Source organism: Cupriavidus sp. 22TCCZM01-5 (genome assembly GCF_057798915.1).
The window spans coordinates 150,952-173,754 of sequence record NZ_JBYOJR010000005.1; the positions used below are offsets into that span (position 1 = coordinate 150,952).

At 65.8% G+C, this 22,803-nt stretch carries 20 protein-coding genes and 1 pseudogene; 9 read left to right on the top strand and 12 right to left on the bottom strand.

Translation table 11 applies throughout. The features are described 5' to 3' along the window. Window positions 1-100 precede the first annotated feature (100 nt). Window positions 101-1,774 carry a rhodanese-like domain-containing protein gene (locus AC3FNH_RS07045; protein ID WP_488719514.1) on the bottom strand — a complete coding sequence of 558 codons (1,674 nt, stop codon included), beginning with the start codon at window positions 1,772-1,774 and terminating at the stop codon, window positions 101-103. An 18-nt stretch (window positions 1,775-1,792) separates the two neighbouring features. Then, window positions 1,793-2,779, bottom strand: a complete 987-nt coding sequence (locus AC3FNH_RS07050; RefSeq protein ID WP_488719515.1) for a tripartite tricarboxylate transporter substrate binding protein — start codon at window positions 2,777-2,779, stop codon at window positions 1,793-1,795. Between the two features lie 226 nt (window positions 2,780-3,005). Here AC3FNH_RS07050 and AC3FNH_RS07055 point away from each other — a divergent pair, with 226 nt between their 5' ends. After that, window positions 3,006-5,228 carry a rhodanese-like domain-containing protein gene (locus tag AC3FNH_RS07055; protein ID WP_488719516.1) on the top strand — a complete coding sequence of 741 codons (2,223 nt, stop codon included), beginning with the start codon at window positions 3,006-3,008 and terminating at the stop codon, window positions 5,226-5,228. Between the two features lie 206 nt (window positions 5,229-5,434). Here the strand turns inward: AC3FNH_RS07055 and AC3FNH_RS07060 are convergent, their stop codons facing one another. The 9 genes from AC3FNH_RS07060 to AC3FNH_RS07100 all read right to left on the bottom strand — a co-directional run bounded on the left by AC3FNH_RS07060 (window position 5,435) and on the right by AC3FNH_RS07100 (window position 14,251). Next, window positions 5,435-6,859, bottom strand: a complete 1,425-nt coding sequence (locus tag AC3FNH_RS07060) for a SidA/IucD/PvdA family monooxygenase (RefSeq protein WP_488719517.1) — start codon at window positions 6,857-6,859, stop codon at window positions 5,435-5,437. Between the two features lies 1 nt (window position 6,860). Further along, on the bottom strand, window positions 6,861-8,042 hold the full coding sequence (gene metC, locus AC3FNH_RS07065) for a cystathionine beta-lyase (RefSeq protein WP_488719518.1): 1,182 nt from the start codon (window positions 8,040-8,042) through the stop codon (window positions 6,861-6,863). After that, window positions 8,039-8,662 carry a cysteine dioxygenase family protein gene (locus tag AC3FNH_RS07070; protein ID WP_488719519.1) on the bottom strand — a complete coding sequence of 208 codons (624 nt, stop codon included), beginning with the start codon at window positions 8,660-8,662 and terminating at the stop codon, window positions 8,039-8,041. Before AC3FNH_RS07070 ends, metC begins: the two co-directional genes overlap by 4 nt. Next, entirely contained in the window at window positions 8,659-9,531 is an 873-nt protein-coding gene (locus AC3FNH_RS07075; RefSeq protein ID WP_488719520.1) for an amino acid ABC transporter ATP-binding protein, read from the bottom strand. Before AC3FNH_RS07075 ends, AC3FNH_RS07070 begins: the two co-directional genes overlap by 4 nt. After that, window positions 9,518-10,330: an amino acid ABC transporter permease gene (locus AC3FNH_RS07080; RefSeq protein ID WP_488719521.1), complete on the bottom strand. Its 813-nt coding sequence runs from the start codon at window positions 10,328-10,330 to the stop codon at window positions 9,518-9,520. Before AC3FNH_RS07080 ends, AC3FNH_RS07075 begins: the two co-directional genes overlap by 14 nt. Next, window positions 10,320-11,063 (bottom strand): amino acid ABC transporter permease, encoded by a 744-nt coding sequence (locus AC3FNH_RS07085; protein ID WP_488719522.1) that lies wholly within the window; start codon window positions 11,061-11,063, stop codon window positions 10,320-10,322. The genes AC3FNH_RS07080 and AC3FNH_RS07085 overlap by 11 nt, the downstream gene beginning before the upstream one ends. Continuing rightward, window positions 11,060-12,289 carry an aminotransferase class I/II-fold pyridoxal phosphate-dependent enzyme gene (locus AC3FNH_RS07090; protein ID WP_488719523.1) on the bottom strand — a complete coding sequence of 410 codons (1,230 nt, stop codon included), beginning with the start codon at window positions 12,287-12,289 and terminating at the stop codon, window positions 11,060-11,062. The genes AC3FNH_RS07085 and AC3FNH_RS07090 overlap by 4 nt, the downstream gene beginning before the upstream one ends. A 205-nt stretch (window positions 12,290-12,494) precedes the next feature. Next, entirely contained in the window at window positions 12,495-13,373 is an 879-nt protein-coding gene (locus AC3FNH_RS07095) for a transporter substrate-binding domain-containing protein (protein WP_488719524.1), read from the bottom strand. Between the two features lie 47 nt (window positions 13,374-13,420). Next, window positions 13,421-14,251: a transporter substrate-binding domain-containing protein gene (locus tag AC3FNH_RS07100; protein ID WP_488719525.1), complete on the bottom strand. Its 831-nt coding sequence runs from the start codon at window positions 14,249-14,251 to the stop codon at window positions 13,421-13,423. A gap of 244 nt (window positions 14,252-14,495) precedes the next feature. On the opposite strand from AC3FNH_RS07100, the gene AC3FNH_RS07105 reads away from it, so the two are divergent. The 8 genes and pseudogenes from AC3FNH_RS07105 to AC3FNH_RS07140 all read left to right on the top strand — a co-directional run bounded on the left by AC3FNH_RS07105 (window position 14,496) and on the right by AC3FNH_RS07140 (window position 21,731). After that, a complete protein-coding gene (locus tag AC3FNH_RS07105; RefSeq protein ID WP_488719526.1) occupies window positions 14,496-15,866 on the top strand; it encodes an LLM class flavin-dependent oxidoreductase in 1,371 nt (456 codons plus the stop codon). A 948-nt stretch (window positions 15,867-16,814) separates the two neighbouring features. Further along, window positions 16,815-17,249, top strand: coding sequence for an Hsp20/alpha crystallin family protein (locus tag AC3FNH_RS07110; protein ID WP_488719527.1), 435 nt, complete (start codon window positions 16,815-16,817; stop codon window positions 17,247-17,249). 11 nt (window positions 17,250-17,260) lie between these two features. Further along, a pseudogene (locus AC3FNH_RS07115) lies at window positions 17,261-17,659 on the top strand (Hsp20/alpha crystallin family protein); the annotation flags it as partial. Between the two features lie 166 nt (window positions 17,660-17,825). Continuing rightward, the gene (gene dnaK, locus AC3FNH_RS07120; protein WP_488719528.1) at window positions 17,826-19,760 is read left to right on the top strand and encodes a molecular chaperone DnaK; all 1,935 of its coding nucleotides are present in this window, start codon (window positions 17,826-17,828) and stop codon (window positions 19,758-19,760) included. A 27-nt stretch (window positions 19,761-19,787) separates the two neighbouring features. Beyond that, window positions 19,788-20,180, top strand: coding sequence for a TraR/DksA family transcriptional regulator (locus tag AC3FNH_RS07125; protein WP_488719529.1), 393 nt, complete (start codon window positions 19,788-19,790; stop codon window positions 20,178-20,180). A gap of 246 nt (window positions 20,181-20,426) precedes the next feature. Then, entirely contained in the window at window positions 20,427-20,660 is a 234-nt protein-coding gene (locus AC3FNH_RS07130) for a BON domain-containing protein (protein ID WP_488719530.1), read from the top strand. Between the two features lie 532 nt (window positions 20,661-21,192). Next, entirely contained in the window at window positions 21,193-21,465 is a 273-nt protein-coding gene (locus tag AC3FNH_RS07135; RefSeq protein ID WP_488719531.1) for a hypothetical protein, read from the top strand. Window positions 21,466-21,620: 155 nt separating this feature from the next. After that, window positions 21,621-21,731 (top strand): hypothetical protein, encoded by a 111-nt coding sequence (locus tag AC3FNH_RS07140; protein ID WP_488719608.1) that lies wholly within the window; start codon window positions 21,621-21,623, stop codon window positions 21,729-21,731. Window positions 21,732-22,090: 359 nt separating this feature from the next. Here AC3FNH_RS07140 and bluB read toward each other — a convergent pair whose 3' ends face one another. After that, window positions 22,091-22,759 carry a 5,6-dimethylbenzimidazole synthase gene (bluB, locus tag AC3FNH_RS07145; protein WP_488719532.1) on the bottom strand — a complete coding sequence of 223 codons (669 nt, stop codon included), beginning with the start codon at window positions 22,757-22,759 and terminating at the stop codon, window positions 22,091-22,093. Window positions 22,760-22,803 lie beyond the last annotated feature (44 nt).

Sequence of the window (22,803 nt, forward strand, 5' to 3'; positions counted from 1 at the left end):
TGAAGTGTCCACGGGCGAAAGGCTGGCAAGGACGATCGTGGCCATCTGGGTCTGGTTTGAGCGGTAGGTGCGGACGCAGTCCGCTCCGCCCAGCCTGCTATTAGGCTGCCGGTGCCGGTGCCGGTGCCGGTGCCGGTGCCGGTGCTGTTGGCTGGGCCTCATCGCGCCAGGGCGCGGCAATGCGGAAAACACCAAGCTCATCCGGCGCGCACTGCGCGATCAGCCCGGTCTCCCACGCCAGGTAGGCACGGGCCGCGTCCCGGTTGCCCTCGTGGCGATCGTGCACGAAGAACAGGTAATCGATGCGCGCCTGGGCCGGCAGCGGTTCCGGCGCAATGGCTTCCGGCAGCCCGGCCGATTGCCAGGTGTCGTAGCCGTTGTCAGTGCGGTAAATGTGCCGATAGCCGGCTTCAAGCAGGTCCTTTCCCGCAAGGATTGCTACCTCTGGCTCGTTGGCAATTAGAACCACAGGATCGGCATGCGCCAGGTCAAGCGCCCGAAGTTGTTGAAGTAGCCGCGGCCGGATCGACCAGACGGCGCCAGAGGCATGTCCGCGCTCAAATGCCGCGCTCTCGCGCAGGTCGATGACCGCCAGCTTCTGCGCGTGGATGTGCAGCGCGCGCAGCAGGTCCACGTCGAGGACGGGCAGCGCGTCGCCGTTCGCTTTCGGCCACGCGCGAACCTGCAATGCAGCATCCACGCCATCGGCAAGCACCGCCGTCTCATAGCCCATCTGGTGCAGCCAGCTGGCAACCACGGGCGCGCGTACCCGGTCGTCATCGAACACAATGACGCGGCTGCCACGTACCCCGATATAGCGATCCGTTGCCTGCACCAGTTGTCCGCCGGGCGCATGCACCGCGCCGTGGATAGTGCGCCGGGCAAATTCCGCGGCCGAGCGGATATCGAAGAGGTAAGTGGTGCGCTGCGTATCGTCCAGCCATTGCTGTGCTTGCGCGGTCGACAGCGCGGGCAGGCCGAAACGCTGTAGCAGCCTGGCCGAGCGCTCGCGCGCCGCGGCGAGTACCGGTCCGGAGGCAATCTCCACGGCGAAATGATCGCTGCCATGTTGGAGAGCATGGCCCGCTAAGTACCAGCCTTGCGTGCCATTTTCCAGCGCAAGTACCGGATTGGGCAGGCCCAGGTTCAGCAGCGTCTGTGCGCCCACGATGCTGCGCGTTCGTCCGGCGCAATGTACCACCACAGGCATGTTGGGATTTCGCAGAAGCGCGGGTAGCCGCAGTGCCAGCTCGCCGTTGGGGCAGCTCACGGCGCCAGGGATGGTCATCTTGCGGTGTTCTTCCTCGGTGCGGCCATCCACCAGCAGGAAGCGCTCTCCTGCAGCGCGGCGCGCCGCGAGGTCGTCGGCGCTCAGTCGCGGCGTGTGCTGAATCTGCTCGACCAGCTCGCCAAACGTCTTGGAGGGGACATTGACGCCCTTGAACAAGGCGTAGCCGGCGGCGGCCCAGGCGGGGGCGCCGCCGTCGAGCACCGTCACGTTCCGGTAGCCAAGGTGGGCAAGTTGCCGTGCCGCGCGTGATGCCACTTCATTTGCCGCATCGCCATCGTCGAGCAGTACGATGCGTTCCGCACGGCGCGGTGCCAGTTGGCCGACCTCCAGCTCAAGGCGGCTATAGGGCAGGGGCACGGCAAAGAAGGGATGGCCTTCGCCGTATTGGCCATGTTCGCGCACGTCGAAAAGGGCCAGCGACTGGCCATCGTTGAGCCATTTGCGTAGCGTGGTGGCGTCGATGGTATGCGTCAGGTCAGTCATGATTGGTTGGGGAAGTTGTCAGCGCAGGGCGATGCCCGACGCGGTGATCACCGAGGCGTACCGGGGCAGGTCGCGCGACAGGCTTGCATCGAGTTCCTGCGCCGATGAGGCGACCACGACATAGCCTGCGTCTTCCAGTTGGCTGCGCGTGGCGGGCACGTGCAGCACTGTCGCCACGTCCCGGCTGATACGGTCGACCACCGCGGTTGGGGTCGCCGCGGGGGCGAGAAGTCCTTGCCAGCTCTCCACAGCAAAGCCCGCGGCGCCGGCTTCGGCCAGCGTGGGTACCTGCGGGAGGGCCTTGGAGCGGTAAGGGGTCGTGACCGCGAGCGCTGTGAGCCTGCCTGCCCGTACGTAGTCAGTCACGGCGGCCAGGGTGATGAGTGTGGCGTCAATATGACCGCCGAGCAGGTCCACCGTGGCCGGCGCGCCACCGGCATAGGGAATGTAGTTGACCCTGAAGCCAAGCTGGCGCGACAGCATTTCATGTGCGACATGCGCGATGCCGCCATTGCCGGGCAGCCCGAGTGCCAGTTCTCCCGGCTTGCGGCGTGCCAGGGCCACGTAATCCTGGAAGCTTCGTACCCCCAGGTCCGGCCTGACCACCAGCACCTGCGGGTTCACCACGGCCTTGGTGACGCCGCGGAAGGCATGGCTGCTGTCATACGGCAGGTTCTTGAACAGCGATGCGTTGAGCGTCACGCCTTCGCCGCCAAGCAGCAGCACGTGGCCGTCTGGCCTGGCCCTGGCGACCTGTGCCGCGCCGATGGTGCCGCTGGCGCCGACCACGTTGTCCACCACCACCGGTTGCTGCCACACCTCGCTGAGCCGCGTGGCAAGCGTGCGGGCCAGCTTGTCGGCGCTGCCGCCGGGCGCGACTGGCACCACGATGCGCACAGGGCGCGTGGGAAATGCCGCTTCGGCGGCGCTGGCGGGAAGCGGCGAAGCGGCCAGCATCGCTGGTGAAAGAACGAGGACGGCGCGGAGAAAGTTGCGACGGAACATGGTATTGACCCGGAAGCGAGCTGGCAGGCCGTCGCCGGCACGAAAGTGCGATGGCCTGATGGGACCGTCAAGCTTACGAAGCCGGCTGGCGCGCACCAACGAATGTTTGAGCCTATGGATATGCGGCTTGCGGCCTGGTCGAGACAAGTCGCGATGGAAGCCGGCGGCATGTTGATACTCGAAAGCCTTCTTTTGCGCAGCTTCGTGTCGGCGTTACAGTCGGCGCATGACCCAACAGAACCTTTCCCCATCAGCGGTGCCGGGCAGCGACGTTGCCAGCCGGCGCCACGCGGCCGTGGCCGCCTTCATCGCCGAGGCAAGACAGTTGCTGGAGCGCACCCCGCATGCCAACCGCGAGACGCTGCATACCGTGGCGCGGGCGCTGGAGCGGCTCGGCGCACAACGCGACCTGTTCCCGTCGGCGCACTTTCCTGTTTCGGCTGACAATCCCGCGCAGGTCTATCGCCTGTCCGAAGATCTCGATGGTCGCTACGCGCTCTACGTGTCCGCCGGGCTGCCCGGCAAGGCACAGCCGCCGCACGACCACACCACATGGGCCATCATTGCCGGCATCACCGGCAATGAGCGCAACGTCTTCTATCGCCGCGAAGCCACCGACGACCCGGCACGCGACCGCCTGAACGAGACCGGTCGCAGCGATGTCGTGACCGGCAGCTCCGTCACGCTGTTGCCCGACGACGTCCATACCATCGAGCTGGTTGGCAATGAGCCCGGCCTGCACCTGCATTTCTATGGCCTGGCACTGGACCGCCTGAGCGGGCGCGTGGTGTTTGAAAGCGCCGCCGGCGGCAGCTATCGGCATTTCGGGCCACCCAGGCACATCGCCCATGCCGCCATCGACGCGCTCGCGTTGAAAGCTGCGCTGGCGGACGGCGACGAGATCGCGCTGCTGGATGTACGCGAGACCGGCGTCTTTGTGCGCGGGCATCTGTTGCTCGCGGCCTCCGCCCCGCTGTGGCGGCTGGAGTTGCTGGCCGACAGGCTGGTGCCGCGCCGCGATACGCGCGTCGTCCTGACCGATGGTGGTGATGACGGCGATCGCCTGGCGCACCAGGCGGCCGCCAAGCTGCTGCGCCTGGGCTGGCGCAATGTGTCGGTGCTGACCGGCGGCACGCGGGCATGGGCGACGGCGGGGTTCGAGATTTTCAGCGGCAGCAACGTGCCCAGCAAGGCCTTCGGCGAAGTCATCGAGCACCAGAAGCACACGCCATGGATCAGTGCCGGCGAACTGCAGCAGCGTATCGAGCGCGGCGACGACCTCGTGGTGGTCGACAGCCGCACCCCCGAGGAGTTTGCCGACTTCAGCCTGCCGTTCGCGCACAGCCTGCCCGGCGCGGAGCTGGTCTACCGTATCAGCGAGCTGGCGCCGCGGCCGGAGACGCTGGTCGTGGTCAACTGCGCGGGCCGCACCCGCAGCATCGTGGGCGCACAGACGCTGATCGATGCCGGGGTGCCGAACCCCGTGGTCTCGCTCAAGGATGGCACCATGGCCTGGCTGCTGGATGGCCGCACGCTGGCGAACGGGCGCCATACGTCGCTGCCCGAGCCGGCCGGCGCGACACGTGAAGCTGGCCGTGCACGTGCCGAGGCTGTCGCTGCCCGTGTCGGTGTGCGCCGTCTCGACGATGCCGGTCTGGCGCGGCTCGAGCGCGAAGCCGGGCGGCACACCTTGTATCGCTTCGACGTGCGCACGCGCGCCGAATATGAGGCCGGCCACCTGCCGGGCTGGCGCTGGGCGCCGGGCGGGCAACTGGTGCAAGCCGCGGACGAATACGCGGCAACGCGCCATGCGCGGATCGTGCTCGCCGACTGGGACGGCGTGCGCGCGCTGACCACCGGCGCGTGGCTGGCGCAACTGGGCGCGCACGAGGTGTTCGTATATGCCCCATCGACCGACGCCGCGGTCGACACCGGCCCGGAGCCGCTGCGTGTGCTGTCTTCGCGGCCCGCAGCGCAGCCGGTGTCGGCGCAGCAGGCCGATGCGCTGTTGCAGTCCGGGCGAGCACGCGTCTTCGATGTCGAGCGCCGCGCTGCCTATGAAAAGCGCCATGTTGCCGGGGCGCAGTTTGCGGTGCCTGACCGGCTCGAGGCCCTGATTGCAGAAGTGCCCGCCAGCGAAACGTTGCTCGTCACGTCATCGGACGGTGTGCTGGCACGCATTGTGGCAGCGGAACTGGCGGCGCGCAGCGGCCGTGACGTGCGCTACCTGGCCGGTGGCACGCAAGCATGGACGGCGGCGGCGCTGCCCACCGGCAGCGGCGAGCAGGGCGTGCTGACCGGCGAGGACGATTACTGGTACAGCCCGTACCACCACGCTGATGTGGCGCGGCGCGATGCAGCATTCCGGGCCTATCTGGACTGGGAGATCGGTCTGGTCGCGCAACTCGAGCGCGAAGGGGACATCGGCATCCGGCTGTTGACGCAATAGCAAGAACGATATCGAACGCCTGCTGCGGCCGGTCCATCGCTCGGCCTACGGCGGCCCCATGCTGATTGCCTGATCAGGCTCGTGGCCAGTCTCGACCTGGTGCCGCGCTCGCCACTGCTGGTGCAGCTTCAGCAGCAGTATGCCGGCAAGCCGTAACGCGCAGCTGCCGGGGAAAGCACTGTTGGCATGCCCCGGCCGCACCGTCCTTACCCGCGCCAGACTGCTCCCGCATACAGCTCGGGGCCAAAGTCGGGCTCCACGTCGACGCGCGCCCGTGCCTCATGCAGATCGAGGTCAGCCAGGAACAGGTCCTCGCTGATGCGCCGCACCGCGGCCGGGATATCGCGCCGCATGCTCGGCACGTCGCCTAGCGGCGCGCCGACGGTGGCATACCCTGCCGGGTTATACACATGAATCGCACCCAGCCACGGTGCGGTACCGGGGATCTTCTCGATGTACTGCAGGCCGTCGCCGAGATAGGGCGATGCCCCGAGCGCGTCGTCGCGCTCGCCGGCGGGCGGCGTGTAGCGATCGCGCCAGCGCGCCACCAGCGGGGCGATGCGCGCCAGTTCGGGGCGCAAGCCCGGATCGATGCTATAGCCGGTACCTGCGATCACAAAGTCGAAGGCGAAGTCATGCCCATTGACGTCTGCCACCACTCGGCCATCGGCTACTCGGGCGGCTTCCCATGGTGACGCCAGGTGCAGGTGGAAGTTGTGATGGGCAAGCACGCGTTTGACCGCATCCGGCGGAGGCGTCGAGCCCGCGCGCCGGTAGCGCACGGCGTGGTGCCAGCGGTGCGCATCGGGCAGCCGGGGAAAATGATCGTAGAAGCCGGTGTAGCCGCGCGGCTTGGCGACGGCGCGCGCGGCGATATGATCGCGGCGCGCGAACAGGTGCACGGCGGCGGCACCGGCTTCGAGTGCGACTGCTGCCGCGTCGAAGGCCGAGGCGGCAGCGCCGATCACGGCGACGGTCTTGCCGTCCAGCGCCGCGAAGTCGATCGCATCGGCGGTGTGTGCGGCCAGCCCGGCCGCTACCGCCGGGCGCAGGCAGGCGGGCAGCACCGGCGCGCCATTGCCGGCCACGCCATTGGCGAGGATGAGCTTGCGCGTGGTTTCCGTGCGCGCCTGACCGTTCACAACGAGTTGTACAGCCAGTCCCGGGACGTCAGCAGCTTCATGCGGCGCGATATCCGCAAGCCGGGTGCCGTAGCGAACCTCGATGTCGAGGAAGCGGCGGAACCAGTCGAGATAGGCCGCCCAGTCGGTGCGCGGGATGCGGTCCAGCGCTGCGTAAGCCTCGCTGCCGTGGCGAGCCTCGTACCAGGCCTGGAAGCCCAGCGCGGTGGCGCCCAGTTCGGGGCCAACCAGGTTCTTGACGGTGCGCAGCTTGTGCATGCGCGCCCGTGTCAACCAGACCCCGGCTTGCATGGCGTCTGGCGCGGCGTCGATGACGGAGACGCCGCCAATGCCGGCGCGGCGCAACGCATACGCAATGGCGCTGCCGCCCTGGCCGCCGCCGACGATCAGGACGTTGTGGTCGAAGCCGTCGCGTGGCGGCACCCAGTTCTCTGGCGCCGGCCCGAGCAGGCGTAGCGCTTCGCGGGCGAGTTGATCCGGATCGCTCATGTCAGGTCAGGGTACGGTGAAAGGCCTGGTCGAGATCGGCCAGCAGGTCTTGTGTGTCTTCCAGTCCGACGTGCAGCCGCACCACCGGTGCATTGCCTTGCCAGACCCGGTGTTCGCGCAGCCGTTCCGGCGGGGCGACCAGCGCGAGGCTTTCATATCCTCCCCAGGAGGCGCCGATCGAGAACCACTTCAGTGCGTCGACGAACGAGCCGGCTGCGCTGGGCCCGGTATCGCGGAATGCAAACGACACCAGGCCGCTGGCGCCGCTGAAGTCACGCTGCCACAGCGCGTGGCCAGGGTCGTCCGGCAGCGCCGGGTAGAACACGCGCCCCACCTGCGGATGGCGCTGCAGCCATTGCGCGATTTCGGTGGCATTGCGTTGGTGCTGGGCGAGCCGCAACGGCAGCGTACGCAGGCCGCGCAGCGACAAGTAGGCGTCGTCAGCGCCGATGGCGAGGCCCAGGGCCTCGTGCGTGGCGGCGACGCATTCGGCCAGCGCCGGGCTATCCACGACGACTGCGCCCTGCATCACGTCGGAATGCCCGGCAATATACTTGGTCGCCGCCTGGATCGAGACATTGGCGCCCAGGCGCAGTGGCTGCAGGAACCACCCGCCGCTCCAGGTATTGTCCACGGCCACCGGCACGCCGCGCTCGCGCGCCACTGCCGCCAGCTTCGGCAGGTCCAGCACCTCGAACAGCAATGAACTTGGCGATTCCAGGTAGACGAGCTTCGTCTCGGGCCGGATCAGCGCGGCAAGGTCGTCATGCGCTGGCGAAAAGTACTCAATGGTGACGCCCAGCCGCTGCAGCAGCGTCTTGTCGACGCGCCGCACGGGCGCATAGACGCTGTCGGAAACCAGCGCATGGTCGCCGGGGCCGAGCAGGGCCAGCAGCACCAGCGTGATCGCCGACAGCCCCGATGGCGCCAGGAATGCGCGATGGCCGCCTTCGAGCGTGCTCAGCGCGTTTTCCAGTGCCTCGTGCGTGTCAAGCCCGTGGCGGCCGTAGGAGGCGACGCGCTCGCCGGCGGCGCGTCGGTGCTGGCGCGATTCCAGTGCCTGCTGGCTGGCGAAGCGTACCGTGCTGGTCCGCACCACCGGCACATTGACCGGCCCGGCACCGTCGCGCAGCGTCGGCGCCCCCGCGTGAAGCAATTGGGTATGTCTGCCCGCGGCGCTCATGCCGCCACCTTGCTGGGTTGCATCTGCGTGGCGTTGTAGTTGACGATCTCGCCGGTCTCAGGGCGCACGCCGTAGCGGCCCGTCAGCGTCTCGAGCGGTCGGCCATAGCAGTGGAAATGCAGCGTCGGCGCGTCGCCGATCACGTGAATGCTGTGGATGTCGTCGGGCAGGAAAGCGATTGGGGTGCCTGGCTCGACCGTCAGTTCGCGCTCGATTTCGAGTTGCGCGACTGTCGGATCGCTGCGGTCGTCGGTGCGGCGGTAGACGCGGTTGAACTCGCGGCCCTCTACCGCGACGATTACGGCCCATGTATCGTGGTTGTGAGGGATGGTGGTCTTGCCCGGATTGATCGAGTTCAGGTACAGCGCGGCCGCGTCGTCACCATCATCGGGATTGAGGCGGTAGCGCGTCGAGGCGCCGCTGGCCGTATCCGCCGGAGGCGGAAAGTCCTCGCGGGTGAAGAGTTCGCGCTGCCCGGCCAGCGCCTGCAGGCGCGCGGCAATGGCATCGAGCGCGGCGCGGTCAGGCTGGCCCGCGGCCAGGCGCCGGATGTCGGTCAGGGCGGCGGCCACTGCCTTGCGGCGGGCCGCCTGGCGGTCGGCGGGAGAAGAATGGCTCATGGTGCGGAGACTCCGTCAGCGGGAAAGAGGGAAGGCGCCGGCGCGAACGCGGCGTCGAAATCGGGCGGCAGGCGCGGGATTGCACCGAGCGCGCGGCGCAGGAAGGCGCGCGTGCGTTCGTGCTGCGGTTTGCCGAAAATCTGCGCCGGCGGGCCGTGTTCGACGATCCGGCCGGCCTCGGTAAAGTAGATCTGGTCGCTGATCTCGGCCGCGAAGCGCATTTCATGTGTCACCAGTACGCAGGTCATGCCGTCCTCGACCAGTTCGCGGATCACGGTCAGCACCTCGCCGACGGTCTCGGGATCGAGCGCGGAGGTCACCTCGTCAAACAGGATCAACTCGGGCTGCATCGCCAGCGCGCGCGCAATCGCAACGCGCTGTTGCTGGCCGCCGGAGAGCTCGCCCGGGTAGGCATTGGCTTTTTCCGACAGGCGCACCCTGGCAAGCAGCGCATGGGCCTCGCGCTCGGCCTCGGCGCGCGGGCGCCCCATCACACGGGTCGGTGCGAGCACCAGGTTCTCCAGCACCGTCAGATGCGGGAACAGGTTGTACTGCTGGAACACGAAACCGACGCGCTTGCGCAATGCAATGAGCGCGTCCTCGCCGCGCAATGTCTCGACGGCGGTGTCGCCCACGCGAATCTGTCCGCGTTGCGGCAGCAGCAGCCCGGTGATGCAGCGCAGGATCGTGCTTTTGCCCGAACCGGACGGGCCAATGATGGTGACGGCTTCGCCGCGGCGCACGTCGACGTCGATGCCGTTGAGCACCGTGTTGGCGCCGAAGCTCAGGTGCACGTCGCGCAGTTGCACCAGTGGCGATGTGGAGTGGCTGCCGGTGTCACGGCGCAGAAAGGACTCAGTGGCGTTCATGGCGGCGTTCAAGCGCGCGGGTACCGCGCGCAATCGGGTAGCAATAAGCAAAGAACAGGGCGAGCAACGTGAAGTAGACGAGGATCGTGAAGTCGGTGCGCGCGACCGTGTTGCTGGCAACCTGCGCGGTATCGACCACGTCATGGACGCCGACCAGTGACGCCAGCGACGTGCTCATCGTGATGCCGGCGTACAGGTTCATCCATGGCGGCAGCATGCGCCGCAGGCACTGCGGCAGCACGATCAGGCGGAAGATCTGGCGGCGGCGCAAGGCGAGCGACTGCGCTGCCTCCCACTGCGCGCTCGGAATCGACTGGATCGCGCCGCGAAAGATCTCGGCGACGTTGGCGCTTGCCGGCAGCGCAAGGCCCAGCACGACCTTGACCCAGTCCGGGAACGGAAGGGTCCAGTGCACCAGGTGCAGTTCGAACGGGAACACATAGGTGGTGAAATAGACCAGCACCAGCACCGGCGCGTTGCGGAACGCCTGCACCCAGGCACGTGTAAAGAGGCGCAACGCCGCATGCGATGACAATGACAGCGCCCCGATCACCAGGCCGGCAACGGTGCCGAGCACCATCGCCAGCACGCTGATCTCGATGTTGGCCCATAGCCCGCGCAGCAGCGCGGGGGTCCAGGTCCAGAGGCTGCGCACTGCGGCCGGCGTGCTGCCGGTGAAGCTCCAGAACAGCAGCAGTGCCGCCAGAGCGCCGAGCGCCAGCACTAACGGATCGCGCAGCGCGCGGCCCGGCAAAGGGGGGCGGCCGATGGCGGCCGGGAGAATCGAATCACTGGCCATAGCCGGGCATCCTCAGGTGATTTTCCAACCAGCGACCGGCGCGGCTGACCAGCCAGGTCAGCAGGCCGAACCAGGCCAGAATCAGCAACAGCAGTTCCAGCACGTTGTCGCGCTGCGTCCAGATCATGATGGATTCGTAGGTCACGTCGCCGACCGCGATGGCCGAGGCCACGGCAGTCATCTTGACGAGGTCCACCACGTTGTTGACCAGTGCCGGCAACGCGAAGCGCACCGCGAGCGGCAGTTCAACCTGGAGCAGCAGCTGGCGCCGCGAGAAGGCCAGCGAGCGCGCGGCTTCCAGCGTGATGCGGGGCACCGCCTCGATACCGGCGCGCAGCGCCTCGGCATGGAACACCGCCTTGTGCAGCGAGACCACGATCACGACCCAGACGAAAGGCGTCAGCGGATTGCCGGTGCCGCGGCTGGCGAGCTGCTGGGTGATCAGCATGTTCAGCACCAGGAATGCGCAGTAGAGCTGCACGAGCGTGGGGGTATTGCGCGTGAGCTCGACGAAGGCGCGGGCCGGTGCGGCGAGCGCGCGCCGGCCCGAGGTGAGCATTGCCGCCAGCGCGATACCGGCGGCGAGGCTGCACGGGATGGTCAGCAGGCAAAGCTTCAGCGTCACAACCAGACCACTCAGGAACGCCGCACGTTCGCCGGCGTCAAGTACGAAGGCATAGTTCAGCCCCAGCGGCTTGAGCGCCGCGACAACGGGGGGCAGGAGGTCGCTCATGCCACCACCTCCAGCTTTGCCGGTTTCAGCGCGGCAACCGCACGCGCGATGCGTTGCAGCGCGTCCTCCAGCACCGTGTCGGCCACGGCAAAGGAGAGCCTGAAGTAGGGCGACAGGCCATAGGCGGCACCGTCGACGACAGCCACGCCTTCGGCCTCCAGCAGCCAGTCGACCACATCGGCGTCGCTTTCAACGGGCCGCCCGTCGGGCCGCAGGCATCCGATCAGGCCGCCGCAGTTGACGTAGGCAAAAAACGCGCCCTGGGGTGGCAGCAGTTGCAGGCCCGGAATAGACGGGATGGTCCTGGTCACGAGTCCGGCGCGGCGCGCGTAGGCCTCCCGCGCGTTCTGCACGAACGTCTGGTCGGCTGCATCGAGCGCCGCCGCCACGGCGGCCTGGCCGATCGCGCTGGCGCCCGAAGATACCTGCGACTGGATTGCCGTCATTGCCTGCACCAGTTCCACAGGGGCGATGCCCCAGCCGATGCGCCAGCCGGTCATAGCGTAGGTCTTCGATGCGCCATTGACCAGCAGTGTGCGCGCGCGCAGGTCCGGCGCCACGTTCAGCCAGTGCGGTGGTGCCGCGCCAAAGCGGATCTGCTCGTAGATTTCATCGACCAACACGAGCACATGTGGGTGGCGGCGTAGAACCTCGGCGAGGGCCGCAAGTTCGTCTGCACTGTAGACCGCGCCGGTCGGGTTGGCCGGGGTGTTCAGCACCAGCCAGCGCGAGCGCGGTGTCATTGCGGCTTCCAGCCGGGTGGCGTCAAGCTTGAAGCCGCTGCGCTCATCGCAGGGCAGAACCACCGGGGTGCCGTCATTGACGCGCACGATGTCCGGAAAGGAAGGCCAATATGGCGCCGGCAGCAGGACCTCGTCGCCGCTGTCGAGCGTGGCCGAGAATGCCTCGAAGATGACCTGCTTGCCGCCATTGGCGACAAAGACGTCGGCAGGGGTGACCGGGAACCCGTGGTCGCGTTGGTACCGGGCGGCAATTGCCTGGCGCAGCGCGACTGAGCCCGCGGTGGGCGTGTACTTCGTTTCGCCGCGCGCGAGCGCGGCTATGGCGGCCCGCTTGATGGCCTCGGGGGTATCGAACTCAGGCTCGCCGGCCGTCAGAGCCAGGATGTCGCGCCCCTGGCGGGCCAGCGCGGTGGCGCGCTGGCCGGCAGCGGCGATCGGCGAGAGGCGCACCCGGCGGGCGCGCTGGGACAGGAGAATGCTCATGGAGAAACTTCGATAGTGGTGTCGGGCTGAGCCTTGCCGGGGTTTAGCCGGTGAGCCGATCGAAGACCGGCTTTTTGGCGCCGCGTCAGCGCTGCGCGCTGGGCAGGCAGATGCCGTGCCGTGCGCTGATCGAGCCGCCGTGCGCATGGGGGCTGCCGTGCAACAGTTAATTGATGGCGGCCTCGCTGACGAACAAGGCGCGCGCTCATGGCTTCTTGCTCTCGGCAAAGACGGCGAAGTCGCTCGGCGCGACATCGAACCTGCCCTGCTGCGCGCGCGCATTGGCAGGCTTGATGTAGGCGCCTTCGGGTACGCCATACTTGCGTGCGGTGGCGAGCAGCAGGCCGGAGCGGTGCCAGTCGCGGATTGCCTTGTCCACGAATGCGACCGTATCTTTCTCGCCGCGGCGGGTCCAGACCACGGTAGGCGAGGGAATCAGCTGCGCTTCCGTTGCCAGCGTGAAGTCCTTCCATTCTCCGGCGCTTGGGCCGTTCAGCGTGTGGTAGAGCGCGGGCTGGATATGTACCGATGCCGCGCAGGTGCCGCCCTTGAGCGCCAGCAGAGACTCGGGGATGCCGCGCAGGCCCTTGACGATCGCGCCGTAGTTCTCTGCCAGCGGACGCGCAAAGTTGCTGCCCTGCGAGACGCAGGCCACCTTGCCGCGCAGGTCTTCCCAGCGCTTGATGCCGCTCCCCTTCGACACGACGGCCGCGCCGCCGACAAGGTCATAAGGGGTCGGCGCAAAGCTCAGGATCTCGCTGCGCTCCTGCGTCCACTGGATGTTGGCGACCAGCAGGTCGACCTTGCCCGCCTGCAGGAACTGCACGCGGGTGGAGGCAGTGACCGGCACGGTTTCAAGTTCGACGCCAAGGCGCTTCGCCAGGTCGGCCGCAAGTTCGGTCTGGTAGCCACCGGCCTTGCCGGTCGTGGTATCCAGCAAGCCGAACGGCGGGCTCGGGCCGTCGATGCCCACGGCGAGTTTGCCGCGCTGCTTGATCTTGTCGAGCGTGGCGTCGGCGTGTGCATGGCCGGAAGCAGTCAGCGCGGCGCAGAGAAAAGGGAATAGCAGGAAGACTCTCTTCATATCAGGAGGGCGCCTTGGCGCCATAGCGCCGGTGCGCAGCGTTCGGCTCAGGACGCGTTCTTGAAGCGTGCTTGCAGTTCGGGCAGCAGTGGCTGCGGCGGCGTGATGCCGAGCCGCTTTTCCGTGGCGATCAGCCAGCCCGAGCGATGCCATTCCTGGACGATCTTGTCCACCGCGGCGATGGTGTCCGTCTCGCCCTTGCGGGTCCAGACCACGGAAGGCGCGGGCAGGATCTCGGTGGGGATTGGCGCGGCGTAGTCGGTCCAGTCGGCGTTGCTGCGAACCAGCGGGTGGATCAGGGTGGCGTCGTGAACCGCGGCGACGCACTGGCCGCCCCGCAATGCCAGCAACGATTCCGCGGAGGTCTTGAAGCCACGCACCTGGGCGCCGTACTGCTCCTGCAAAGGCTTGACGTAACTGCTGCCCTGCGAAGCGCAGACGGTCTTGCCGCGCAGATCCTCCCACTTGGCGATGCCGCTGCGCTTCAGCACAGCCGCCGTGCCGCCGACGCGGTAGAACGGGGTTGGCGCATGGCCGAGCAACTCGCCGCGCTCGGGGTTGTATTCCATCGACGCAATCAGCAGGTCAACCTTGCCTTGCTGCAGGAACTGCACGCGATTGGAAGGCTGCACGGGCACCAGTTCGGCGTCCACCCCCAGCCGCTTTGCCAGGTCGCGCGCCAGCTCGGGATTCCAGCCAACCGGCTGCTGTGTGACTGGGTCGATCGAGCCGAACAGGCCGCCGCCGACGAGGACGCCGATGGAGACCTTGCCGCGCTGCTTGACGCGGTCCAGCGTGGCATCCGCCCAGGCGGCGTTCAGGGTCAGGTAGGACAGTGCCGCAGCAGCGGCGATGCGAAGGAGCGGGAGCGCGGGCATGTCTGGTCATAAGAACAAAGAGGAGACGATGCTATCGCCCGGCGCCGCAGTGAACAAAGAAGGCTTTCGGATATGGATATGCTGCGAAGTCGTAGGCAAATGTCGCATGTTCCGGCTCGACGGCTTCCATCCATCGATATGCGGGAGGCCTGCCTATGGATAGAAGAACATCGAGCTTCGCAATACCAGTGGTGATCCCTACGATGTCCCCTGCATTGACAGACTGAGGACGGGAGAAACAGACATGGCGAGACGCGAAGGCTTGATGAGCCTCGGTGCATTTCTCTATCCGAGCGGGCACCACATCGCCGCCTGGCGGCATCCCGAAGCCAAGGCCGACGCCGGTATCGACTTTCAGCACTACGTGGCTCTGGCGCAGGCCGCCGAGGCTGCCAAGTTCGACCTGATCTTCCTGGCCGACGGCGTGGGCACGCGCGGCGACAATGTCGAATTCCTCAGCCGTACCGCGCACAGCTACCAGGCTCAGTTCGAGCCGATCACCTTGTTGTCGGCGTTGGCGGCCGTCACCGGGCGGATCGGGCTGGTGGGCACGGCTTCGACCAGTTTCAACGAGCCGTACCACGTGGCGCGCAAGTTCGCGTCGCTCGACCATATCTCGGGTGGCCGTGCCGGATGGAACCTGGTCACCTCGTCGAACGAACACGAGGCCCGCAATTTCAACCGGGACGAGCACTTCGCGCACGCCGATCGCTACCGGCGCGCGGAGGAATTCGCCGATGTGGTGACCGGGTTGTGGGACAGCTGGGAGGATGACGCCTTCCTGCGCGACAAGGCGAGCGGGCGCTACTTCGACCCGGCCAAACGCCATGTGCTGCGACACAAGGGCGAGCACTTCTCGGTGCAGGGACCGCTCAACGTCTCGCGCCCGCCCCAGGGACACCCGGTGGTGGTGCAGGCCGGTTCCTCGGAGGCTGGCAAGGAACTGGCGGCACGCAGCGGCGAGGCGGTATTCACGGCCCAGCAGACGCTGGAGGAGGCCGTCGCGTTCTACGCCGACCTGAAGGGCCGCCTGCCGCGCTACGGCCGTTCACCGGACGACCTCAGGATCCTGCCGGGCGTGTTTCCGGTGGTCGGCCATAGCGAGAGCGAGGCGAAGGAGAAGTTCGAACAACTTCAATCGCTGATCGACCCGGTAGTGGGCCTGGCGCTGGTCGCCGGCCTGACGGGCGGCTTCGACCTGTCCGGCTATCCGCTCGACGGCCCGATTCCGGAGCTTGCGCCGACCAATGCCAGCAAGAGCCGCCAGCGCCTGGTGCTGGACCTGGCGCGGCGCGAAAACCTTACCATCCGCCAGCTCTACCAGCGCGTGGCTGGCGCGCGCGGTCACTGGCAACTCGTTGGTACACCGGCACAGATCGTGGATCAGCTCGAAGAACGTTTCCTCAACTACGGCGCCGACGGCTTCAACGTCATGTCGCCGGTACTGCCCGGAGGGCTGACTGATTTCATCGCGCTGGTGTTGCCCGAGTTGCGGCGGCGTGGGCTGTTCCGGACCGAATATGCGGGGGCCACGCTGCGCGAGCATCTCGGCCTCGCGCGCCCTGCGCATCCCGCGGTCAGGCGCAAGCACGCCGAGGTTGCTGCGGCGGCGTGATGATGGGGCGTCAAGGATCCCCGGACAGGGGCGACCATTCCGGTCCACGTGCCACCCGCAGTGCGAGGGCGTCATAGGCGTACCCAGCATTCCCGTCGTCGTAATCGATCACGTGCGCGGCAGCGCCGGTCTGGCGCAAGATGCCACGTTTGGCTATGACCGCAAGCTGTTCCCCACGCATCGCCATCGAGAACGAACGGCCGCGGGCAGAGGCGGGGGGCCTCGCCGCGCGCGAGGGCCGCCCGAAGGGGCAAATCCCCACGCCTGCAGCCGACCATTTGCCGCCCTTATGTCTCCATTTCAGGCACCGGCGATGCGCTCCTCCTGCGCTCCTCCTTCGGCAACTCCGCGACGGTCGCGTCGGTGGTGAGAATCAGCTCTAGGCCTGCCGGAAGGGCGCGGTGCCCAGCGCGTTACGACGGCGGTCAGTCGCGACAGCTCTTGGTCGATGCATTGACTCGAGCTCGCGGGCGTAGCTGCTAAGCTGACCCCGCGCGCGATTCGAATGACGAAATGGTAGCCCCCAGGGCGAGATACGCTCGCCGGCTGGTGGTGGTCCAACTCCATGGCGGAGTGCACTTGAACGGAGGTGGCGCCAGGCGCCGGCGCCCTGACCTTTGAGGATCGCCAACGCATCGTGAAGTGCCGTGCACGCGGCGCGATTGATGCGCCTCATACAGCATGATTTTGGGCGCCTCCCGCTGCAGAGAGCATGAAAGCGTAGCGCGCCCAAACCAGCGCAGGCCGGGTTGTGTCGGCCGACGTTCTTCCGGAAGACGGGCAGCCCTCGCCCTTGAAATTTGGCTGTCCGTTTACTATTTTATTTTTCGCTCAGGCAGTCGCGATGTTGCGCGCTGCGTGTTTCTGTTTGTTTGCCAGCGGCTTGGCAGGTGGATGGGAGCGCGTATGCCCGTTCGCCTCCTTGCTGCATCGAAGGAGGATACGACCATGAGTGATCCCTTCTTTGGAACCGATCTCTTCGGCGAACTCGACCGCATGCAAAGGCAGATGGCCAGTTTGTTCGGCGGGTTCCCATCCAGCCTCCGCTCGGGCCGCTTCGGGGCATTTCCCCCCATCAATATCGGCGCCACGGACGACTCCATCGAGATTGTCGCGTTTGCACCGGGGCTCAAGCCGGACAAATTCGACGTGTCGATCGACAAAGGCTTGCTGACTATCAACGGCGAGCGCGAAGCCGCGTACGCGGAGGACGAGGTCCGGCTGTATGCGCAGGAGCGATTCAGCGGCACGTTCCGGCGCGTTGTCGACCTGCCGCAGAGCGCTGACCCCGACAAAGTCCAGGCGCGCTATGCCAACGGCTGCCTGTCGATCAATGTTGGCAAGCGCGAATCCTCGAAGCCTTGGGCGATCACAGTCCAGTAAGGGAGAACGTCATGAACGACACTACTCAGGTGGTCGAACGCGCCCAGAACGCGGTGACAAAAACCCGGGAGGACAGGTCGACCCCGACGATGACACTGCTCCCTGCGGTCGACATCGTCGAGGACGGCAACGGCGTCACGCTCTGGGCCGACCTTCCGGGTGTGAGCAAGGACAAGCTAGAGGTGAATGTCCACGACGGCAGCCTCCATATCGAGGCGGAAGCGGTCGTGCCCACTCCCCCAGGACTGCGGATGCAACACGCAGAAATTCGTCAGCCACACTTCGCGCGCGCGTTCTCGCTCGGCGCCGACCTTGACGCGTCAAGGATCGAGGCGAATCTGCAGGATGGCGTGCTCAAGCTGACTATTCCGCGTCGCGATGAAGCACGTCCACGCCGCATTGCAGTTTCGTGGCGTAAGTGTCCGCCGGTTCGGCAAAACGTGTTGCGCGCCGGCCTGCATTCAATTCGTTCGGCACTCCGCAATAGCATGAAGACGATTGGCGGCGCAAGGCACCCACGTGAAGAACGGATAACGTGTCGGCGAGACGACCAGTTAGACCAAGAGGAGTGAAACCATGAGCAAGATCATCGGCATCGACCTCGGCACCACGAACTCGTGCGTGGCGCTGATGGAAGGCAAAGGGGTCAAAGTGATCGAGAACTCCGAGGGCGCGCGCACCACGCCGTCGGTCGTCGCCTATTTGGACAACGATGAAACGCTGGTGGGAGCCCCCGCCAAGAGGCAGGCGGTCACCAATCCCAAGAACACGTTGTTTGCGGTCAAGCGGCTCATCGGGCGCCGCTACGACGAGACGGAGGTGCAAAAAGACATTGGCCTCGTCCCCTTCAAGATTGTCAAGGCGGAGAATGGTGATGCGTGGGTCGAGGTGCAAGACAAGAAGCTGGCTCCGCCCCAAGTCTCAGCGGAAGTCCTGCGCAAGATGAAGAAGACCGCCGAAGATTACCTCGGCGAGCCCGTCACCGAAGCCGTCATCACGGTTCCCGCGTACTTCAATGACAGCCAGCGCCAGGCTACGAAGGATGCGGGCCGCATCGCCGGCCTCGAAGTCAAACGGATCATCAATGAGCCGACCGCCGCGGCGCTCGCATTTGGCCTGGACAAACAAGAGTGCGGTGACCGTAAGATCGCCGTATTCGACCTCGGCGGCGGGACCTTCGACATTTCCATCATCGAGATCGCGGAGGTGCAAGGCGAGAAGCAGTTCGAAGTGCTGTCCACCAACGGCGACACCTTCCTGGGCGGCGAAGACTTCGACCAGCGCATCATCGACTACCTGATCGGTGAATTCAGGAAGGACCAGGGCGTGGACTTGTCCAAGGACGTGCTTGCGCTGCAACGCCTGAAGGAGGCGGCCGAAAAGGCCAAGATCGAGCTCTCGTCAAGCCAGCAAACGGAAATCAGCCTGCCATACATCACGGCCGATGCCGGCGGGCCGAGACACCTGAATTTGAAGCTCACGCGCGCCAGGCTCGAAGCGCTGGTCGAGGACCTGATCGAACGCACGATGGAGCCATGCCGCATCGCTGTCAAGGATGCCGGGGTATCGGTGGACAAGATCAATGACGTCATCCTGGTGGGCGGGATGACCCGCATGCCCAAGGTGCAGGAGAAGGTCAGGGCGTTCTTCGGCCGCGAGCCGCGCAAGGACGTCAACCCTGACGAAGCCGTGGCGGTGGGCGCGGCCATCCAGGGTGCGGTGCTCGCGGGTGATCGCGAGGACCTGTTACTGCTCGATGTCACTCCGCTTTCGCTCGGCATCGAAACGCTTGGCGGCGTAATGAGCAAGATGGTCACCAAGAACACCACCATTCCGACCAAGTTCGCGCAGATATTCTCCACTGCCGACGACAACCAGGCAGCGGTGACCATCAAGGTCTATCAGGGCGAGCGCGAAGTAGTCGCTGGGAACAAGTTGCTAGGCGAGTTCAACCTCGAGGGCATTGCTCCGGCGCCGCGCGGCATGCCGCAAATCGAGGTCACCTTTGACATCGACGCCAATGGCATTCTGCACGTGTCAGCGAAGGATAAGGCCACTGGCAAGGAGAACCGAATCACCATTAAAGCCAACTCGGGTCTCACAGAAGAGGAGATCCAGCGGATGGTGAAGGATGCTGAGGCGCACGCCACCGAGGACCGCCGCTTGCGCGAGCTGGTCGAGGCGCGCAACCACGGCGACGCCCTGGTGCACAGCACGCGCAAGGCACTGACCGAGCACGGCGCGAAGCTGGAATCGGGCGAGAAGGAAAGGATCGAATCCGCGATCCAGGAACTCGAGGCAGCTCTGAAGACGACCGACAAGGCCGGGATTGACGCCAAGGCGCAGGTGCTCGCCACCGCCTCTCTAAAACTCGGCGAAAAGGTATACGCCAACGTGCAGACAGAGCCTTCCACCTCGGATCGTCCAGCGAGCGCGCAAGAGGACGGTGTTGGCAAAAACGACGAGGACGTGGTGGACGTTGAGTTCAAGGAGGCGAACGCGAAGCGGTAAGCCGAGGTTGGATTCAGGAGTGCCATCATGAGCAAACTTACAGTGCAGGAACTCGCTGCGATGGCGGCCCAGCTTGACGCGGAAGAAGCGCGAGTACGCGCCGCCGTCAGCGACTCCGATACCCCAATGCCCCCAGTGGCGCAGCACGAGCCGAGAGACGAGGCCGATCTGGCCGACGAAGGAGTCATGCAGCGGCAGGATGACGCGATGCGGGACCATTACCGCATGCGTCTCGCCGACATCGACGCAGCCCGGGCGCGGATGCAGCATGGCCAGTACGGCACCTGCATCCAATGTGGCGGGGCCATCCCGTTCCCGCGCTTGCAGGCATACCCGACCGCCAAGCGTTGCACCGAGTGCCAGAGCCGGCGCGAGCGTCTGTATGCGCGAGAAGCGGGGCGGATATTTCGGGGCGCGTGATCAGCGATTTCGAAGTAAGCGTCAGCGGAACCCATCTGGCGAAGCAATAGCAGTGGCGAGAAGGTATCGGGGCTTCACGGCATATGGGAATACAGTCGGTGCAGTCGGTGGCGGAACAATGAGAAGCGGACGCGAAGGCGCGAGATATTGCCGGCATAAGCGAGGGCGGATGCGGCCAACAAGGGGCTGAAATCTACCCATCTTGCGCATTGACGATTCGTTAGCCAATACGACGAGGAGATCGTCATGAAACCAGTCCAAAAACTGCTAAGTGACAGCGCAATTACCATGAAGGTAAGAGCCGGGCTGCTTGCAGCGAAGGGCCTCAATTCCACTGGCATCAAGGTCAGCACCAACAATGGAGTGGTGCATCTTGGCGGCAAAGTGAAGACTGATAGCGATCATCTGACGGCGCTCAAGGCGGCCATATCGGTGACGGGGGTCAGCACCGTGGAAGATGAGATGCAGGTTAGCGACTAACCGGATCGACATGGAAGAACAGAAGCAGACGCCATCCCCGACGACGCCGGCCGAGCGAGCGCCACCATCGCTTCAGCACGCGAAAGGCTGGCTCCCCTTATCGTAGTCCCGATGAGTGGTTCTCCCAGACAAGGCCAAGGAGCGGCTCATGGTGGCCGTGCTGGCAGACCTGGCTCGCGGAACATTCTAGCGAGACGACCGCTCCAGCGGTGCCCAATATCAACCTGGGGGAGGCCCCCGGCATCTATGTCATCGACGCTTGAGTCCTCTCAGGAATGCCTGTTCTTCAAGCCAAGGCAGATCGCCACGCCATGCACATCTGGCCGGCCGAGATCGCGGTCTGTTGGCGCGAGGGGGGCTCTGTCCGGCCGGCGGGCCGGTTCATTGCGCGCGCCGATCTGACCGACCAGGACATCCTTCTCCCTCGATCGTTTTCCCAAGTCCTTCAAGGAATTCACTGAACTGCTGGACTGGATCAATAGACTGGCAGTTTTCACCCTCGAAGCACGATGCCATTTGAAAGGAGACTGCAATGAAAAAGCTCGCGTGCCTCGCCGCACTTTCGCTACTGGCCGCTGCTGCTTTGGCCCAGGGCGGTCGGTACGGCTCTCCTCCCACGCCAGGGACTGACACTGGCAGGCGCGCGGAGCCGTCGGTGCAGGCCGCCAGCAGCTCCTCCGGCGAGAGCGCCAAAAAGGACAAGAGCGAAGAAGCGCGCGGCAAGGTTGACCGCAGTACGGGGCGCGCCGGCGGCCAGGGCGCTTCCGCCGCAGCAACGCAGAATGACCGTAAGCACCCCCGGTAAACCCGCCTTGAAACAGTTGGCCGATTTCGCCAGGACCTGGCTGAGCACGGTGCCGAGCGGAGCGGGTGGGCGAGGGCCATCAGCCAGGCGATTGACCTGCGGTTGCGCCGCCTATTGCCGCCGCACCGCAGGTCAGTGATGACATCGGCCAGTGGCTGCCCGCTCGCGCCGTAGCCGCATTGCGCGGACATGGCATCGAGACGCTGGCCGATCTGACGGTGCGTGTGCCGCGCCGACGCCGCTGTGGGCGGCCGTGCCTGGCCTAGGCCGGTCGTATAGGGCCGAATGCTGGCGAAGCACTATGCGTGCCGGGCGGCCGGATCACGCCTTGCCAACGCAGCGTTGATCTTCAACATCAGCTGCCCAAGCCGGGTTTGCAATCGAATTCTTAACTGCAATTAATCGCCAGCATCACAAGCCAACACCGTGTATGCGGCTAGCAGAGGGGCGGGCCCGCCGGCGTACGGCCATCCTGCCTTAGGTAACCATGACCAAACCTGACATAGTTTCATGATCATGAAATTACATGGCGGGCGACTAGCCGACGATCGCCAGAGCTCCAACTGAGCATATTGACAGGCGTATCTCACAACTTCGTTCCACTCCCAAATTTCCGGTTCAGTAATCAGCCCGGGGCGATTGGGGGGCTGGGGTTGGTCCAGCCATTTTCGAACACCATCTCGTCCAGGGATTGCCGTCTGGCCCAGTCTTCCTGTTCCAGCATCGGCTTCTCATAGAATGTGTCGACCTGGCCAAGGCACAGCACAGCCACTGGCCGAGCACCGGGCGGCAGCCGCAGCAGCTGGCCAAGCTGTTCAGGCTCAAACAAGGAAACCCAGCCCACGCCGATTCCTTCCGCGCGCGCAGCAAGCCAGAGGTTCTGGATGGCGCAGGCCACCGAAGCGAGATCCATGTCCGGCATGGTGCGCCGACCGAAGATATGCCGCTCACGTCCATCCATCAGCGCTGCCACCAGTACTTCCGCGCAGTCCAGGATGCCCTCTACCTTGAGTCGCATGAACTCGTCCTGGCGTTCGCCCAGGGCGACCGCGGTGCGCTGGCGTTCGGAATCGACCAGCGCGTGGATCTGCGTTCTCAGGCTCCTGTCAGTGATGCGGATGAAGCGCCAGGGTTGCATGAAGCCGACGCTGGGGGCGAGATGCGCAGCGTGCAACAAGCGTTCCAGCAATGCAGGATCGAGTGGGTCCTTCCGAAAGTGGCGCATGTCGCGACGCTCCCGGATGACGCGATAGACAGCGGCAATTTCACTGTCGCTGTAGCGATATGAGTTCATGGCTTGAATAACGCGGCGGTGGCGCTAGGGCTGGAGGGAAGTAG